This window comes from Caulobacter sp. UNC358MFTsu5.1 (assembly GCF_000712075.1).
Taxonomy (GTDB): domain Bacteria; phylum Pseudomonadota; class Alphaproteobacteria; order Caulobacterales; family Caulobacteraceae; genus Caulobacter.
This window is the reverse complement of sequence record NZ_JONW01000005.1, coordinates 1,324,015-1,342,143: the sequence shown is the minus strand read 5'-3', so window position 1 is coordinate 1,342,143 and position 18,129 is coordinate 1,324,015. Positions and strand designations below refer to the sequence as shown.

The 18,129-nt window shown below is 69.5% G+C and carries 10 protein-coding genes; 7 read left to right on the top strand and 3 right to left on the bottom strand.

What is annotated here, in order from left to right:
* The first annotated feature begins 23 nt into the window (after positions 1–23).
* A complete protein-coding gene (locus BR39_RS0108140) occupies positions 24–743 on the top strand; it encodes a class I SAM-dependent methyltransferase (protein ID WP_051695272.1) in 720 nt (239 codons plus the stop codon).
* A 70-nt stretch (positions 744–813) separates the two neighbouring features.
* Here the strand turns inward: BR39_RS0108140 and BR39_RS25705 are convergent, their stop codons facing one another.
* Positions 814–7,602 (bottom strand): glycosyltransferase, encoded by a 6,789-nt coding sequence (locus tag BR39_RS25705; RefSeq protein ID WP_231499422.1) that lies wholly within the window; start codon positions 7,600–7,602, stop codon positions 814–816.
* A gap of 379 nt (positions 7,603–7,981) precedes the next feature.
* Positions 7,982–9,946 (bottom strand): transketolase, encoded by a 1,965-nt coding sequence (tkt, locus tag BR39_RS0108130; RefSeq protein ID WP_029909612.1) that lies wholly within the window; start codon positions 9,944–9,946, stop codon positions 7,982–7,984.
* A 199-nt stretch (positions 9,947–10,145) separates the two neighbouring features.
* Here tkt and BR39_RS0108125 point away from each other — a divergent pair, with 199 nt between their 5' ends.
* Positions 10,146–12,194: an NAD(+) synthase gene (locus BR39_RS0108125; protein WP_029909610.1), complete on the top strand. Its 2,049-nt coding sequence runs from the start codon at positions 10,146–10,148 to the stop codon at positions 12,192–12,194.
* Positions 12,195–12,285: 91 nt separating this feature from the next.
* Complete coding sequence (locus BR39_RS0108120) at positions 12,286–13,602, top strand: mannose-1-phosphate guanylyltransferase/mannose-6-phosphate isomerase (RefSeq protein ID WP_029909607.1); 1,317 nt, start codon at positions 12,286–12,288, stop codon at positions 13,600–13,602.
* On the opposite strand, the gene BR39_RS0108115 is transcribed toward BR39_RS0108120, so the two are convergent.
* The gene (locus BR39_RS0108115) at positions 13,586–14,743 is read right to left on the bottom strand and encodes an AGE family epimerase/isomerase (RefSeq protein ID WP_029909604.1); all 1,158 of its coding nucleotides are present in this window, start codon (positions 14,741–14,743) and stop codon (positions 13,586–13,588) included. The two genes, BR39_RS0108120 and BR39_RS0108115, sit on opposite strands and share 17 nt — an antisense overlap.
* 131 nt (positions 14,744–14,874) lie before the next feature.
* Here BR39_RS0108115 and BR39_RS0108110 point away from each other — a divergent pair, with 131 nt between their 5' ends.
* The 4 genes from BR39_RS0108110 to BR39_RS0108095 all read left to right on the top strand — a co-directional run bounded on the left by BR39_RS0108110 (position 14,875) and on the right by BR39_RS0108095 (position 18,128).
* Positions 14,875–15,414, top strand: a complete 540-nt coding sequence (locus BR39_RS0108110) for an HAD-IIIA family hydrolase (RefSeq protein WP_029909602.1) — start codon at positions 14,875–14,877, stop codon at positions 15,412–15,414.
* A gap of 74 nt (positions 15,415–15,488) precedes the next feature.
* On the top strand, positions 15,489–16,142 hold the full coding sequence (gene fsa, locus BR39_RS0108105) for a fructose-6-phosphate aldolase (RefSeq protein ID WP_029909599.1): 654 nt from the start codon (positions 15,489–15,491) through the stop codon (positions 16,140–16,142).
* Between the two features lie 149 nt (positions 16,143–16,291).
* Complete coding sequence (locus BR39_RS0108100; protein ID WP_029909596.1) at positions 16,292–16,525, top strand: hypothetical protein; 234 nt, start codon at positions 16,292–16,294, stop codon at positions 16,523–16,525.
* Positions 16,526–16,727: 202 nt separating this feature from the next.
* Positions 16,728–18,128: a cystathionine beta-synthase gene (locus tag BR39_RS0108095; RefSeq protein ID WP_029909592.1), complete on the top strand. Its 1,401-nt coding sequence runs from the start codon at positions 16,728–16,730 to the stop codon at positions 18,126–18,128.
* Position 18,129 lies beyond the last annotated feature (1 nt).

Sequence of the window (18,129 nt, the reverse complement as noted above, 5' to 3'; positions counted from 1 at the left end):
GTTATGACCTCCCTGAACGACTAGTGAACCTGACGGGCGGCGGCCCCGACTCGTTCGATGCGATCTCCACGGCCCACATCGCCGACCTGCGCCGCTATCTCGGGATCAAGAGCGATTCACGGCTTCTCGAAATCGGTTGCGGCATCGGCCGCGACGCCATCCCGCTGACCGAGATCATCACCGAGGGCCGCTACGACGGCGTGGACATCATCGGCGACTCGATCGCCTGGCTGTCGGCCAACCTCACGCCGCGCCATCCCAACTTCAATTTCCACCACTACAATGTGGCGGATCAGCTGCACAATCCGACGGGCACGGAGGACATGCGGTCCTTCAAGATGCCGCTGGAAGACAACAGCGTCGACGGGGTCTTCGCCTGGTCCGTCTTCACGCACATGCTGTCGGACTACATCACCTACTATCTGGGCGAGTTCCAGCGGGTGCTGAAGCCCGGCGGCCGGGCCTTCCTGACCTGCTTCCTCTACAACGACGCCGTGCTGGCCAAGGCGCGGGAGACCAACCTGACGCCCTTCGACCTGAGGTTCGAGCATCCCTGGGGCGAGGGCTGCCTGATCAACGATCCGCAGCACCCCCTGGGCGCGGTAGCCTACAACGAGGAGCGCCTGAAGGCCCTGGTCGGCGCGTCCGGCCTGACGCTGGAGCGCATCGCCCTGGGGTCGTGGTCGGGCTACTGGCCCTATCCCGAGGGCGGGCAGGACGCCCTGATCATCAGCAAGGCCTGATCGGCGCGCATCGCCGGACAGGACGACCGCGGGCGGCGCCGGAATCCAGGATTCCGGCGCCGTTTTCGCGTCAGATGAAGCGCTTGAGGCCGTAGCCGCCCGCGCCGCGGACGGGGGTGGCCTCGCCGCCGGCGGCGGAGCCGGCGGTGAAGGCGTTCCAGGCGACCTGCACGCTCGCCTTGTCGGTCGGATGGAGCGGCCGGCCGCGCACCTTGCCCTCGATCAGGGGGCTGTAGGCGACCCGGCGGCCCGAGCGGTCCGCGAAGGCGCCCAGCCACAGGCCCAGTTCGGCGGGGGCCAGGCCGGCCGGCGCCGCGGCGAGGGCCTCGTGCAGGAAGTCCGCCCTGACCAGGCAGAGGTCGATGACGCCCGCCGAGATGGTCTGCGGCTTCCAGCCAAGGACGAAGGGCCCGGGATCGGTCAGCGCCAGCTGATCGTAGGGCGCGTGCAGGTGGCCCTGGCCGTCGGCCATCCAGCCCGCGGCGACCACGGCCACGTCGTTCACCAGCCGTCCGGCGACCACGGCGACGTCGTCGTGGAACTCGAACATCTTGACCGCTTCCAGCAGGAGCTCCTGGCGGGGCTTCTGGGCCTTGGTCGAGTGGATCAGCACCAGGTCGCCGGGCTTGGCGCCGCGCACCTGCTCGACGAACGCCGAGGCCGGGACGGCCTTGCCGCGCGCGCGGCGCCCGACGGTGAACGGACCCAGGGCGTCAGAGGCCGAGACCTCCACGGCGACGATGTCGGGAAGGTTCTCGGCGTTGCGCTTGATCCACCATTCCTCGGCGCCGCGGAAGATCGGGAAGGGCGCGACCTCGCAGACCGCCGACAGGCCGCGGTCCTCGATCTTCGCGGCCAGCAGGGCCTGGACCGACTTCGACGATCCGTTGCTGGTCTCGCCGTTGTTGGACGTGCTGCCCTGGTGGTGGCGCCAGTGGTAGACGATCGACGGCACGTGGACCAGCGGGTGGCCCGCCCGCGAGAAGCGGTAGGCCGTGTCCCAGTCGTGGCAGTATTCGCTCGGCTTGAACGTATAGACGCCCAGGCTCAGGGCCAGGTCGCGACGGAACGCGCAGGCGTGCCAGATCCAGGAGTTCTCCAGGTCGAGGACCGGATCCCAGGCCGGGCGCAGGTAGGGCGCCTGCAGGGCCTCGCCGATGACGATGTCCTCGTCGGTGTAGAGGAAGGCCGGCGGATTCGGGGCGTGCTCGATGGCCTGGGCCAGCAGCTTGAGGCAGTCGGGCGTCAGCAGATCGTCCCCGTCCAGCGGGAGGATGTAGTCCTCCTTGGCCGCCGCGAGCACGTGCTGCATGCCCCCGATGATGCCGAGGTTCTCGTCGAGATAGTGCAGCTTGACCCGCGGATCGTTGGCCAGGGTGCGCAGGTAGGCCCTCAGGCCCTTGCTGATCGGGCCGTGGGCCAGGATGACCCATTCGAAACCGACGTCGCGCTGCGCGAACACGGTCTCGGCCGTGCGGCGGAACAGGGCCTCGTCGGTGCGGATGTACAGGGTCGTGAGCAGCGAGAAGCGCGTCTTGACCGGACCGCCCGGGGCGACCGCCGTCCGGGCCTTGGCCTGGAGGTCGTGCCACACCGGATAGGCCGCCGGCGAGGCCGACGACTTGGAGCGGCGAACCGGGCGATAGGCCGTCGCCCGGGTCAGGCCCAGGTCCGGGTGCAGCAGCTGGCGTTCGGGGATGATGTCGGCGGCGTACGACGCGAACCGCGCGTGTTCCGCGTCCTGGACCAGGCTGTCCCAGTCGATCCCCGTCTCGCCCGAGACGAAGGGCGAATAGATCACCCGCTCGCCGTGCTTGCGCGCGTTGGCGCCGAGCCAGGCGCCGAGCATCGCGGTCGACGGCCCCCAGGGCGCGATCTCCTCGAGGGCGCGGATCAGGAAGTCCGGCTTGATCACCGCGTGCAGCGCCGACACGGCGCTGACCGAATGCTGCTTCCACATCTGGGCGGCGTAGCCCGGGTCGGCGAGGCGGCGGCCGCGGTCCGGGCACTCGCAGCCCTTGCCGAAGCCGAAGACGTAGCCGGCGGCGAGCACCTCGCCGTAGGAGTGGATGCGTCCCCCGATCATGACGGCGTCCGGGAAGAGCTCGAAATGGCCGACGGCCTCGTGGAACCACTCGTCGTTGTCGGGCGCCACCTCGTCCGCGATGACGTGGAACAGGCGTCCTTCCTTCGCCGCGGCGCGGGCGTGTTCGACCAGCGCGTGGGGACCCTTGGCCAGGTCGACGTGGAAGACCTGGTGGTCGACCTTGGCGGGCACGCGCAGCGTGTGCTTCTTGGGCGACGAGCCGTTGGAGACCACGACCGTGGTCAGGCCCGGCGCGGCCGGCGCGCGACGGCGGCGCAGCCACCAGTCCGGCGTCTCGCCGAACATCGGGTTCTTCGTCAGTTCAAAGAGCTTGCCCTTGGCGTGGCCCTTCAGGAAGCGGGTGAGCACGGCGCGCTGTGAGCCGAAGACCACCGGCTTGGAATTGATGTTCGACGCCGTCGACTGCTGGTGCATGCGCCAGCTGTAGACCACTTCGGGGATGTGCCGCGGCGTGTGGCCGGCCAGGGCGAAGCGGGTGAAGGTGTCCCAGTCGTGGCTGCCCTCCGCCTCGGCGTCGGTATAGGCGCCCAGTTCGAGCGCCATCTTGCGGTCGATCGCGCAGAGATGGGCGATGTAGCAGGAGTTGACGAAGAGGACGGGATCCCAGTCGGGCTTCAGGTAGGGGCCGCTGAGCTCGGCGCCCATGAGCTTGTCTTCGTCGGTGTAGGCCAGCGCGGGATAGCCGTGCTTCCGCAGATGCCAGGTGACGATGCGGACGCAGTCGGGCGTCAGGTAGTCGTCGGAGTCCAGGGGCAGGATATAGCGCCCCTTGGCGCGCTCGAGGCAGCGGCGCATGCCCCCGATGATGCCGAGGTTCTTCTCGACGCGCTCGAGGCGCACGTAGGGCTTCTCGGCCAGCTTGGCCAGGTAGGCGATGACGTCGGGGCGCGTGCAGCCGTTGTCGAGGATGTACCACTCGAAATCCGCGCCGCCCTCCTGGTTCTCCAGGCTGCGCGCCAGCACGTCCAGGAACGCGGGCGGGGTGTTCCAGACCGTGGTCACGAAGCTGAGCAGCCCGGTTTCCTGGACGGCGGGATACAGCCCTTTGCGATCGGCGAGCGCCTCGCGGAGATAGGCGTTGTACTCGTCGACGCCGCGTTCCGGGTCGGGGAGGGGCAGGCGGCGGGGCTCGTTCTTGCCGATCTCCAGGGCGTCGGGCTTGACGCCCTGTTCGATCAGCCGCCGGGAGAGGGCCTCCAGCACGGGCGCCAGGGCCTGGCTCCAGGTGTGGGGCAGGTCGAGCTTGGCCGCTTCGTGGCGTTCCTCGACGTCTTCCAGCCGGTCGACGGCGCGCGACAGCGCCGCGGCCACGGCTTCCACGGTCGGCGGGACCGCGATGATGTTGGACGAGACGGCCGCCAGCCGCTCCGCGTCCTTGTTGGCGTATTCGTTGGTGACCACCAGGCCGCCGCACGCCGCCATCTCCAGCGGCGGGTAGCTGGGGTGGGGCGACATCATCAGCGACAGCAGGATGTCGGCCTGCCGCATCTGGCTGGCATAGGCGTCGAAGCCCAGCCAGGGCGCGCATTCCAGCGTGGCGTCCTGGCCGAGCGGGACGCTCGTGAAGGGCTCGCCCATCCCGACGAAGTCCCAGGACCCCGCGCCCAGGTCGCCCGAGGCGATCGCCATCTGCAGCGCCGCGACGCCGAGTTCGTAGAGGTTGCGCACGCCCGTGTTGGGCCGGGCGTAGAACAGCAGCTTGCGCTTCTTGCCCTTGCGGGGCTCGGGATGGAAATCGTCGCGCGAGACGGCCGGTTCGAAGGAGATCGCGGTCCGGGCGAAGGCCGGATCGGCGTGGCGGCCGATGCCGTTCTCGACCAGGAAGTCGCTCAGCAGCTTGGTGTTGACGACCGGGATGTGCTCGAGGCCGTAGGTCTCCAGGGCCAGGGCGTAGTGGCTCGAGGCCGGGTAGAGGATCGGCTCGAAGTCCTGGATCAGGTAGATGAACGGCCGTCCGCCCACCAGCGGCGAGGCGGCCTTGGCCATCTGGGCCGTCCACCACGCGGTCGCGAAGAACAGGTCCTTTTCGTGGATGGTGATGGTCTTGCGGCGGTCCGAGGCGTCGACGAGCTCGACGTTGGGCAGGCGTTCCTCGACGCCGGAGATCGCCTGGATGTGACGCCAGATCGGCTCATGGTCGGCGTCGATGGGCGCGTCCGTTGAGATCAGGCGCACGGCGAAGCCGACCTTGCCCAGGCGGTAGGCCAGGTTGAGCGCGGTGTTGGGGCCGCCGGACATGCTGGCCATCCGGATGGCCGGCAGCAGCAGGTTGATCGTGGGCTGGCCCGTCGGGTCGCGGCTCACGCGCAGCGACAGGGGCACGGCCGGCGCGAACAGTTTCGGATCGACCGCGGTCGAGAGGAGCTGCTCCTCGGGCCGCCGCAGCATGCCGAAGCGGTTCGCCTGACGGGAGAGCACGCTCGGGAAGGCGCCCTGGTCCAGGATGCCGGCGAACTTGCGCCGCAGGCGCGTGCGCTCGGGGGTGCCCGCCCCGATCAGTTCGGGAAGGGCCTGCTCGGAAATGCTTTCCATCTCCGGCACGTGGACGACGCCATAGCCCATGGCGGCGGCGTCGAGGCCCAGCTCCAGGCCGTGGAGGGCGTCGTCGACGTCCAGTCCCTTGAGGGACAGGCCCTGCCTCAGCAGGTCGGCGCGGATGGCCAGGAAGAACGCCGGGAGGCCCGTCACCGGTCGCGCGATCGACCAGATGTGGCCGGGCGTCTCGGTTTTCAGCCATTCGTAGAAGGGCGAGGCGACAAAGCCCTGCAGGCCGGCCAGGAGACCGGCGCTGAACACCGTGCCTTCCGCGTCGGTCACGGGTCCGCCGACCACGCCGCAATTGAGGTCCAGCTCCAGGGTCCCCACGGCTTCCCAGAGGGCCCGGCGGTTCTGGATCGCGACCTTCGACGAGACGATCACCTTGGCGAAGGCCTTGGCCGGCGCCTGGTTGATCAGGGTCGCCAGGGCGCTGTCGGAGCCGTACGCCTTGGTCACGAGCCCCGCGTCGGCGATCAGGTCCTGGACCTGGTCCTTGAGCCGGGTCGGATAGAGCACGCGCCGGACCGTGGCGGCCCCGGCGACCATGTCGAGATTGTGCCGGAGGGTGTCGAGATCGTCGATGTCCTGGAGGACGAGATCGACGTGGACGCCGACGTCGCGGATTTCCTTGCGCCGGGTGGCGTACCAGCCGACGACGCCCTCGAACAGCGAGCCGGCCTGGAACTTGTCCTGCAGGCCCCGGCGGGCGAGCGACCGCTCCATCACCTCGTACTGCGAGCCGCCGATATAGTCCTTGGCCGAGGTGGCCAGGGCGGTGGACTCCGCGTGCATGCGCCAGCCGTACAGCACCTCGCGGACATGCACGGCCCGTCCGCCGTTCTCCGTGATGCGCAGGGCCGTGTCCCAGTCGTGCGACCCGCGTGCGTAGTCGTCGGTATAGACGCCGACCTCGCGGCCCACGGCGGTCGAATAGACCATCAGGTGCGCCGCCGGGGCCGTGGCCATCGCGTGCGCGAACGCGAAGTCCCAGCGCCAGATCAGTTCGACGGGCTCGCCGTCCTCGTCGACCTTCTGCTCGTCGCTGAACATGAGGACGGGCTTTTCGTCCCCGGCCTCCCTCAGCGCCTTGGCGAACAGGGCCAGGGAGTCGGGATAGAGGATGTCGTCGGAGTCGACGGGCACGACGTAGTGGCCCTTGACCCGTTCGAAGACGTAGCGATTGCCGCCGATGATGTGCAGGTTGTCTTCGACCCGGAAGAGTCGGAAGCGCGGGTCGCGCGCGGCGATCTCGACGCAGGCGTCGATCGTCTTCCGCGTCTTCGAGCCGTTGTCGAGGATCACCCATTCGAAGAACGGATAGGCCTGGGCCTGGATCGTCCGGGCCAGGGCGTCCAGGAACTTGGGGTCGGTGTCGTAGATCGTCGTGATGATCGAGAAGGTCGGCGCGGCGCCCTTGGTGACCCGGCCGAGGTCCATGGTTTCGAGCGCCTTCACCCGCTCGGCCAGCCTCTCCTGGAACAGCACCGTCCAGTCCTGGCGCGACGTTGATCCCCAGGTTTCGTGGTTTCGCGACAGCGGCGGAGAGATCTCGTAACCCCGGCCGCGCCCGATCAGCAGGTAGTGCAACAGCGGGTTCACGCTGTCGTCCTGCAGGTAGCGGCGCTGGTAGCGCCGGGTCGAGAACTTCTCGCTGGGGTTATGCCCCTCGCGCCAGCCCCGCTCCATATAGTGCCAGATGGGGTCGACCCCCGCGGCGGCCACCTCGGGGTGGCGGGCCAGGTAGTAGGCGGAATCCAGCAGGCCGCTGGTCGAGACCAGGCGCATCTGGGCCCGGGTCTCGCCGGCCAGGTCGTCGCGCCGGCCGCCCCGCGCCAGGAAGTCCATCAGGGGATTGACGCCCTGCGCCGCGACTTCGGGATTGTCGGCCAGGTATTGTTGGGTGTCGAAGAGGCCGCTCGGATTGCGGCCTTCCCGGTGCCCGCTGGAAAGATAGTGGACCGCCGGATCCATGCCGGCCGCCGCCACGTCGGCATAGGTCCGCAGATAGAAATCGCGGTCCAGCAGTCCGCTCGCGACAATATATTCGACCTGGGCGCTCAGATCAGTGGCGACGCGCCCCTCGGATCTGCCGTACTTCAGGTAGTGATAAAGCGGATTGATGCCGGAACGGGCGACGTCTGGATTGCCGTTCAGGTAGAACTGGGTGCTGAAGGTCGGTGAAGGGTTGCGGCCTTCCTGGGCGCCGTATCTCACATAGTGCAAAATCGGATCGATGCCATCGAGCCGGACATCGTCGTGTGACGAAAGATAATACTCACGATCGAATAGATCGCTGGAAGAAATCGCCTTGATCCACTGTCGCTCTCTAATGCGAAGCATCAACACCCGAGCGCTTAGCGATTTCATCGACTATCAGACCCCAGTTGGATATATGTTATTGGCGATCATTATCGTTCGCTTGGCGCGGGCCATGCGAGCTCCCGCCAAACGCGTAACGGCTTGTTTAAATATTGTCCATCCCGAGACGCGACCCGCGGGGAGAAAGACCGGCGGGCCGCGTTTCTGGATTATCAGGGGGCGGATGGAAGCGGGCCTGATGCTTTTGAAGCCGCTCCCGTGAGGCGGGCGGACGTCAGCCGGCGGCGGCCGCCGCCACGGCTTCGGCTGTGATGCCGAACTCCTTGTACAGGCGCTCGAACGGCGCGGAGGCCCCGAAGCCGGTCATGCCGACGAACTTGCCGTCCACGCCGATGAAGCGGTCCCAGCCCATGCGGACCGCGGCCTCGACGGCGACGCGGGTCGGGGCGGTCCCGATCACCGAGGCCTTGTAGGCGTCGGTCTGCTGCTCGAAGAGCTCCCAGCAGGGGGTCGAGACGACGCGGGTCGGTTTGCCCTGGCCCTGTAGGATGTCGCGCGCCGCCACGGCGACCGACACCTCGGTGCCCGAGGCGAAGATCGTCACGGCCGCCTCGCCGCCCTCGGCGGCCAGCAGCTCGTAGGCGCCCTTGGCCGAGCGGTTCTCGTCGGCGTCGCCGCGCACGCCCGGGACCTTCTGGCGCGACAGGCACATGACCGACGGGGTGGTCTCGTGCTGCAGGGCGATCTTCCAGCATTCGGCGGTCTCGACCGCGTCGGCCGGACGGAAGACCAGCAGGTTCGGGATGGCGCGCAGGGACGCCACGTGCTCGACCGGCTGGTGGGTGGGGCCGTCCTCGCCCAGGCCGATGGAGTCGTGGGTCATCACGTGGATCACCCGGGCCTGCATCAGGGCGCCCAGGCGGATGGCCGGGCGGCTGTAGTCGGCGAAGGCCAGGAAGGTGCCCGAATAGGGGATGACGCCGCCGTGCAGGGCCATGCCGTTCATGGCCGCCGCCATGCCGAACTCGCGCACGCCGTAGTGGACGTAGCGGCCGGCGTAGTCGGGGGCGTCGAACGGCTTCATGCCCTTGACGAAGGTGTTGTTCGAGCCGGTCAGGTCGGCCGAGCCGCCGACCATGTCGATGACGGTCGGGATCAGCTGGTCCAGGGCCGCGCCCGAGTGGACGCGCGTGGCGTTGCCCGGCTTGGTCTTGGCGGCCTCGGCGATGTGGGCGTCCAGGGCCTTGAAGGCGTCGGCCGGCAGCTGGCCCTTCATGGCGCGGGCGAAGTCGTCGGCCAAGGGCGAGGCCTTGACCACGGCTTCCCAGGCCTTGCGGACGCGGGCGCCGCGGCGGCCGATGCTCTTCCAGGCCTTGGCGATGTCGTCCGGCACGGTGAACGGCGCGGCGTCCCAGCCCATGGCCAGGCGCGCGTCGCGGATCTGGTCGTCGAACAGGGTGTAGCCGTGGCTGTGGGGGTCGCCTTCCTTGGGACCGGCGCCCTTGGAGATCAGGGTCTTGCAGGCGATCAGGGTCGGCTTGTCCTGCTTGGTCGCCCAGCGCAGGGCGGCGGCGATCTTGCCGTGGTCGTGGCCGTCGACGGCCTTGACCGCCCAGCCGGCGGCCTTGAAGCGGGCCAGCTGGTCGCCGGTCTCGGCGATGGTGGCTTCACCGTCGATCGTGGTGTTGTTGTCGTCGAACAGCACCGTCAGCTTGTTGAGCTTCAGGCGGCCGGCGATGCTGATGGCCTCGTGGCTGACGCCCTCCATCAGGCAGCCGTCGCCGGCGATCACCCAGGTGCGGTGGTCGACGACGTCCTTGCCGAAGCGGGCGGCTAGGTGCGCTTCCGCCATGGCCATGCCGACGGCGGTGGCCAGGCCCTGGCCCAGCGGGCCGGTGGTGGTCTCCACGCCCGGGGTGTGGTGCACCTCGGGGTGGCCCGGGGTCAGCGAACCCCACTGACGGAAGTTCTCGATCTCCTTCATCGTCACGGCCTTGAAGCCGGTCAGGTGAAGCAGGGAATAGAGCAGCATCGAACCGTGGCCGGCCGACAGCACGAAGCGGTCGCGGTCGGCCCAGTCGGGCTTGCTGGCGTCGAACTTCAGGAACTTGCCCCACAGCACCGTGGCGACGTCGGCCATGCCCATCGGCATGCCCTGGTGGCCGGACTTGGCCTTGTGGACGGCGTCCATGGAAAGGACGCGGATCGCGTCGGCCATCTTGACGGGCGAAACGGGCATGGGGCTTCCGGCTTGTTCTTGATTTGGCGGGGCTGCGCGAGGCGCGAGTCGCACGATGACCCCCCGGGGTCAACCCGCGAGCCCGCCCGCGAGACCTACCGGCCCCCTCGCGTGGGCGCTATGCAACAACGTCCGCAGGCGTTATAGCTGGGGACTGACTTATGCTCATTTTTAGCATAACCTCGAAAGGCCGGGTCGCTTGAGTTCTCCCTCGTTCTTCTCGCCCTACCGCCATGGCTTCGTCCGGGTGGCCACCGCGGTTCCCAAGGTCAGGCTGGCCGATCCGGCCGCCAACGCCCAGAGCGCCCTGGCCCTGGCGCGCCAGGCCCATGACGCCGGCGTGGCGGTGCTGGTGCTGCCCGAGCTGGGCCTGACCGGCTACACGATCGACGACCTGCTGCAACAGGACGCCCTGCTCGACGCCGTCGAGGCGGCCATCGCCACCCTGGCCCGAGAGAGCGCGTCGTTCTCGCCGCTGGTCGTGGTGGGCGCGCCGCTGCGCGACAACGGCCGGCTCTACAACACCGCCGTCGCCATCCAGGGCGGCCGGGTGCGGGCGGTGATCCCCAAGAGCTTCCTGCCCAACTATCGCGAGTTCTACGAACGCCGCTGGTTCACGCCGGGCGCGGGCGTGGTCGGCCGCACCCTGGACCTGGCTGGCCAGGCCGTGCCGTTCGGGACCGACATCCTGCTGCGCAACGCCCCGAGCTCCGGGGGAGACGTGGCGTTCACCGTCGGGGTCGAGATCTGCGAGGACGTCTGGACCCCCGCGCCGCCCAGCACCGCCCAGGCCATGGCCGGGGCCGAGATCCTGCTGAACCTGTCGGCCAGCAACATCACCATCGGCAAGTCCGAGACCCGCCGCCTGCTGTGCGCCAGCCAGTCGGCGCGGGCCGTGGCGGCCTATGTCTATTCGGCGGCGGGCGCGGGCGAGAGCTCGACCGACCTGGCGTGGGACGGCCATGTCGACATCCACGAGATGGGGACCCTGCTGGCCCAGAGCCCGCGGTTCTCGACCGGACCGGTGATGGCCATCGCGGACGTCGACGTCCAGCGGCTGCGCCAGGAGCGGATGCGGGTGGGCAGCTACGGCGACTCCATGGCCCTGAACCCGCCCGCCGCGCCGTTCCGGATCGTCGGCCTGGACTTCGTCCCGCCGGCCGGCGACCTGGCCCTGGAGCGGCCGATCGAACGCTTCCCGTTCACCCCGTCCGACCCGGCCAAGCTGGCCGAGAACTGCTACGAGGCCTACAACATCCAGGTCCAGGGCCTGGCCCGCCGGGTCGAGGCCACCGGATCCCAGAGCCTGGTGATCGGGGTCTCCGGCGGCCTGGACTCGACCCACGCCCTGATCGTCGCCGCCAAGGCCATGGACCAGCTGGGCCGGCCGCGCTCGGACATCCGCGCCTACACCCTGCCGGGCTTCGCCACCTCGGAAGGCACCAAGTCGAACGCCTGGAAGCTGATGAGGGCCATGGGCGTCACGGCCGAGGAGCTCGACATCCGCCCGGCGGCCCAGCAAATGCTGGCCGACCTGGGCCACCCCTTCGCCAAGGGCGAGCCGGTCTATGACGTGACCTTCGAGAACGTCCAGGCGGGCCTGCGCACCGACTACCTGTTCCGCCTGGCCAACCATCACCGTGGCATGGTGGTGGGCACCGGCGACCTGTCGGAACTGGCCCTGGGCTGGTGCACCTACGGGGTCGGCGACCAGATGAGCCACTACAATCCCAATTCCGGCGTGCCCAAGACCCTGATCCAGCACCTGATCCGCTTCGTGGCGGCCTCGGGCGACGTGGACGCGGCGACCAGCGACCTCCTGGAGGACATCCTGGCCACCGAGATCTCGCCGGAACTGGTGCCGGGCGAGGAGGTCCAGGCCACCGAGAGCTTCGTGGGGCCCTACGCCCTGCAGGACTTCAATCTCTACTACCTGACCCGCTACGGCATGGCGCCCTCGAAGATCGCCTTCCTGGCCTGGACCGCCTGGCGTGACGCGGCCGCCGGGGCGTGGCCGGTCGGTATTCCCGAGGGCGCCAAGCGCGCCTACGACCTGGCCGAGATCAAGCGGTGGCTGGAGCTGTTCCTGAAGCGGTTCTTCGCCAACCAGTTCAAGCGCTCGGCCATGCCCAACGGGCCGAAGATCTCGTCGGGCGGGGCGCTGTCGCCGCGCGGCGACTGGCGGATGCCGTCGGACGCGACGGCCGACGTCTGGCTGGCCGAGCTGCGGGCGGGAACCCCGGCCTGAGTCAGCGGGGCGGTCCCGTGTTCCGGTCGGGTTGCGGCGTGCTAGGAAGGCGCATGACGAAGCTCGACGACGCGCCCTCGGGGAAGATTCCGTGACCGCCATCTTTCCCGTCATCCTGTGCGGCGGCGCGGGCACGCGCCTGTGGCCGGCGTCCCGTCCCGACCGCCCCAAGCAGTTCCTGAAGCTGCTGGGCGCCCATTCGAGCTTCCAGGAAACCCTGCTGCGGGTCCGCGACCTGGCCCAGGACCGCGACGTCATCGTCGTCACCGGGGCGGGCATGGTCGAGATGGTCCGCGACCAGGCCCGCGAGATCGGGGCCGCGATCACGGTGCTGGTCGAGCCCCAGGCCCGCAATTCCGCCCCGGCCGTCGCCGCCGCGGCCGTCCTGGTCGAGCGCCTGGATCCTAGCGGGGTGATGCTGATGCTGGCCGCCGATCACCATGTCGGCGAGCCCGAGGCGTTCCGCGAGGCCGCGCGGGTGGCGGCGGCCGCGGCCGGCCAGGGCCTGATCGTCACGTTCGGCGTGCGGCCCACCGGCCCGGCCACGGGCTTCGGCTACATCCGTCCGGGCGAGCCGGCCGACCAGGGCGTGTTCCGGGTCGCCGCCTTCGTCGAGAAGCCCGACCTGGAGACCGCCCGCCGCTACGTCGCCGAGGGCTATCTGTGGAACAGCGGCAACTTCGCCTTCCAGGCCGCGACCCTGCTGGGCGAGCTCCGCAGATTCGAGCCGACCGTGGCCGAGGGCGCCCGGGCGGCGTTCGCCGACGCGGTGGTCGAGCCCGGTCTGGTGCGGCTGGACGCGACGGGGTTCGCCCGCGCCGCCAGCATCTCGATCGACTACGCGGTGATGGAGCGCACAGACAAGGCCGCCGTCGTGCCGGCCGCTTTCGACTGGTCGGACCTGGGCGCCTGGGACGCGATCTGGGGCGCCTCGCCGCAGGACGGCGCCGGCAACGCGGCCCAGGGCGACGTGACCCTGGTCGACACCACCGGCGTCCTGGCCCGCTCGACCGGCCCCTTCGTCGGCGCGATCGGGGTCAGCGACCTGATGATCGTCGCCGAACCCGACGCCGTCCTGGTCTGCCGCCGCGACGACGCCCAGGCGGTCAAGGCGCTGGTCGACGGGCTCAAGGCCAAGGGCCGCGACCTGGCCGAGCGTCACTCGACGGTCAGCGGCGGCGGGGTCGAGCGGCGGTCGGTGACCTATACCGACCAGGCCGGCGTCGAGCTCTGGCGATTCGAGGCGGGCGCGGCGGCGACGCTGCCGGCCGCCAGCGTCCAGGTCCTGTCCGGCGAGGTGACGCTGGACGGCCGCGCCGCAACGGCGGGCGACCGTCTCGAGCTCGTCAGCCCGACCGCCGCCGCCGCCGGCCCGGCGTCGGTCCTGTTGGTCACGATCTGGCGCTGACCGCCCGGTCCAGCTCCAGGATCGCGCAGACGATGTGGTAGAACGAGCTGGCCGGCGCGGCTTCGTCGACGAAGGTCCCGTCGGCCTGGAGCTTGTCGCGCCACAGCCCCTTCACCGGCACGTCGAAATACTTGATCAGCCCCTCGGCGCCCTCGGCGGCGGTGGTCCACCAGCGGTCGTCGCCGGTGGTCAGGGCGGCCAGCACCCCGGCCTTGATCCGCTCGGTCTGGGCCCACAGCCGCGCCACGTCGTCGTGCACGCTCATGTCGTCCAGCAGCGAGAAGATCGCCACGCCGCGGGCCGGATCGACGCCGGGGCCGTCGCCGATGGCGATCAGGCGCAGGGCGGCGGCCACGGCGTCGTCGCGTCCCGCCAGCTTGCCCCAGCGCAGCAGCAGCCAGGCCCATTCGAACTGGTGGCCCGGCTCGACGATCCGGCCCTGGACGCCGGGGGCGGGGTTCCAGTCGCCGTCGTAGTATTCGCGCAGGCCGCCGCTCTTCGGATCGATGAACCTGGCCAGGGCCAGCTCGGCGATCTCGTCGGCCATGGCCCGCCATTGGGCGTCGCCGCCGGCCTCCACCCAGGCCAGGCTGGCCTCGAACAGGTGCATGTGCGGGTTGGACAGCAGGGGCAGGGTGCGCGGGTTGCTCTCCTCGAAGCCGGCCACGGGGTGCTTGAGCTTGGCGTAGAGGGCCTGGCGCAGGTCGACCGCCAGGGCCGGCAGGTCGGCGCGCTCGGGCAGCACCGAACTGGCCATGGCCAGGCCGAACAGGCCGAAGGCCTGGTCGTAGAGGTCGACCTTGTCGTCCAGGGGGGAGCCGTCGCTGGCCACCAGGGTGCGCATGAAGCCGTCCGGGCGACGGTACTTGCCCAGATAGAAGTCCAGCCCGTGCTCCAGGGCCCGCTTCCACGGGCCGTCCCAGCCCAGCAGGCCGGCCACGGCGTAGGAATAGATCTGGCGCGGCTGGACCCGGGCCCGGCGCGGGGCCTCGACCGGCGTCCCGTCCAGGGCGATCTTCTCGAAGAACCCGCCCTGGACCTTGTCGGCGCCGACCTCCCACCAGACCGGGAAGGCGTGCTCCAGGGCCCAGGCCTTGAGCTCGTCGCGCAGGCGGACGAGGCGGGCGAAGTCGTCGGTCATCGGTGATCCTTGGGCGGCCCTGGGGCGGAGATCGTAGGCTGGGGCCGTTCTAGGCCGTCGCGCCCGGGTTCGCCAACCCCGCGCGCCTTGCCCGTCTTGTGGCGTCGCCGGCCCTGGCGTAAGGCGGGACCATGTCCGGAAAAGCGCCGCTGAAAGCCGTCTTCTTCGATCGCGACGGGGTGCTGAACCTCGACCACGGCTATGTCTGCGAGCCCGAACGGCTGGACTGGGTCGATGGCGCGCGCCAGGCGGTGGCGGCGCTGAACGCGGCCGGCGTGAAGGTGCTGGTCGTCACCAACCAGTCGGGCGTGGCGCGGGGCTATTTCACCGAGGCCCAGGTCGACCTCTTTCACGACGCCCTGCAGGCCGGACTGGCCGAGGCGGGCGGCCGGATCGACGCCTTCTATGTCGCGCCCCATCACGAGGACGCCGTCGACGCGCGCTATCGCCATCCCGACCATCCCGACCGCAAGCCCAATCCCGGCATGATCCTGCGCGGCCTGGCCGACTGGTCGCTGGCGCCGGAGGAGACCGTGCTGGTCGGCGACAAGGGTTCGGACGTCGAGGCGGCCCGCCGGGCGGGGGTCGAGGGCCTGCGGTTCCGCGGCGGCGACCTGCTGGCCTTCCTGCGCGAAAGCCTGGGCGACCGGTTCCCGCCGAACCCGTCCTAGGGACTTTCCCCGCTTGGCGCGGAGGGCCTGGGCGGATAAACGAGCCTGAAACCCCCAAAACAAAGCGCAGACCCATGCAGATCTTCCTCGACAGCACCGACACCAAGGTCATCGCCGACCTGGCCGCCACCGGCCTGGTGGACGGGGTGACCACCAACCCGACCCTGATCGCCAAGGCGGGCCGTCCGATGCTCGAGGTGATCGCCGAGATCTGCGACCTGGTGCCGGGCCCGATCAGCGCCGAGGTCGCCGCCACCACCGCCGACGCCATGATCGCCGAGGGCAAGAAGCTGGCCGGCATCGCCCCCAACGTGGTCGTGAAGATCCCGCTGACCCGCGACGGCCTGATCGCCTGCGCCGCCTTCGCCGGCGAGGGCATCTCGACCAACGTCACCCTGTGCTTCTCGCCGACCCAGGCCCTGCTGGCCGCCAAGGCCGGCGCGACCTTCGTCTCGCCGTTCATCGGCCGCCTGGACGACTACGGCTTCGACGGCATGGACCTGATCCGCGACATCCGCGCCATCTATGACAACTACGGCTACGAGACCGAGATCCTGGCCGCCTCGGTGCGCAACGTCGCCCACGTCAAGGACGCGGCCATCGTCGGCGCCGACGTGGTGACCATCCCGCCGGCCGTGTTCGGCGATCTGTTCAAGCATCCTCTGACCGACAAGGGCCTGGAGCAGTTCCTGAAGGACTGGGCCGGCACGGGCCAATCCATCCTGTAACGGCGATCCTCCAGGCGGTTCCGACCGCCTCCGATCCCTCGAGCGGCCCCGGAGCGATCCGGGGCCGTTTTATTTTTGCACCTGCGAAGGTTGTTCGCATTTGCGAGTTCATGCGTTAGGCTCCCAGTAACCGCTTTCGGGAGCGCGCCATGAACGCCGCCGACCTCGCCGTCGAGATCTGCATCGCCTCCGCCGAGGAGGCCCTGCGCTTCTCGGGATTCGTCCGGGATTTCCTGGCCCGCAACGGCTTCCCCTTCGTGATGATCCACGACGCCCCGGACCTGTCGGGCGAGCGCCGCAAGGTGGTGTTCGAGGACGCCGTGGTGGGCCGCAAGTTCGCCCGCGAATGGCGGATGGATCGGCTCGGCGCCTGCGGAGCCTGAGCCTTTAGCCTCACGATGTGAGGCGTCTAAAAGGCTCAGATCAAGCATCTAGAGCGTGGCGGGCGCCGAAACCGCTCACACTTTCGGCCGCCACGCTCTAGGCCCGGCAAGGGGTTGCGGCCAAGCTCGCGTAACGCTGTTTGCGCTTTCACAAAACCGGCCTAGATAGGGAGATCATTTCTCTCTGTCGCCGAGTTGCGCCATGAACGACCCCAAATCCGCCCTTCCTCCGGTCGTCGGTTCCGCGCTCGATCTGATCGGCCGCACGCCGATGATCGAGGTCCGCAACCTCGACACCGGCCCCTGCCGGCTGTTCCTGAAGCTCGAGAACCAGAACCCCGGCGGCTCGATCAAGGACCGCGTGGCCCGCTCGATGATCGAGGCGGCGGAAGCGGACGGCAGCCTCAAGCCGGGCGGGACGATCATCGAGGCGACGGCCGGCAACACGGGCCTGGGCCTGGCCCAGGTGGCGACCCTGAAGGGCTACAAGCTGATCCTGGTGGTGCCCGACAAGATGGCGCGGGAGAAGATCCTGCACCTGCGGGCCATGGGCGTGGACGTGCGCCTGACCCGCAGCGACGTCGGCAAGGGCCACCCGGACTACTACCAGGACATGGCCCAGACCCTGGCCCAGTCGATCCCCGGCGCGATCTACGTCAACCAGTTCGAGAACCCGGCCAACCCGAAGGCCCACGAGACCACGACCGCGCCCGAGATCTTCGAGCAGATGGACGGCGACGTCGACGCGGTGGTGGTTGGCGTCGGCTCCGGCGGCACCCTGACGGGCATCGGCCGCTTCATGGCCCAGCACTCGCCCAAGACGCGGATGGTGCTGGCCGACCCGGTCGGCTCGATCCTCTGCGAATACGTGGCCACCGGCAGCTACGGCGAGGCCGGCTCGTGGATCGTCGAGGGCATCGGCGAGGACTTCATCCCGGCCGTGGCCGAGATGAGCTTCGTCAAGCACGCCTATTCGATCAGCGACCGCGAGAGCGTCGACACCGCCCGCCTGCTGCTGCGCAAGGAGGGCGTGCTGGCCGGCTCGTCCTCGGGCACCCTGCTGGCGGCGGCCCTGCGCTACTGCCGCGAACAGACCGAGCCGAAGCGGGTGGTCACCCTGGTCTGCGACACCGGGGCCAAGTACCTGACCAAGATGTTCAACGACCTGTGGCTGGCGGCCCACGGCTTCGATCAGCGCGAGCTGCATGGCGACCTGCGCGACCTGATCGCCAAGCGCTACGCCGACGGCGGGGTGATCGCCATCGGGCCGGACGACACCCTGCTGACCGCCTACAACCGCATGCGCAGCAGCGATATCAGCCAGCTGCCGGTGGTGGACCACGGCAAGCTGGTCGGCATCCTGGACGAGAGCGACATCCTGGCCGCCGTCGAGGGCGCGGACGACGATCGGGGCCCCAAGTTCAAGACCCTGGTCGGCAAGGCGATGACCAAGGCGGTCAACACGCTGCAATCCACCCAGGGCGTCGACGCCTTGCCGGAAGTGTTCGATCGCGACGAGGTGGCCCTGGTCTGCGACGGCGACGAGTTCGTGGGCGTGATCACCCGCGTCGACCTGATCAACCACCTGCGCATGAGCGCCTGAT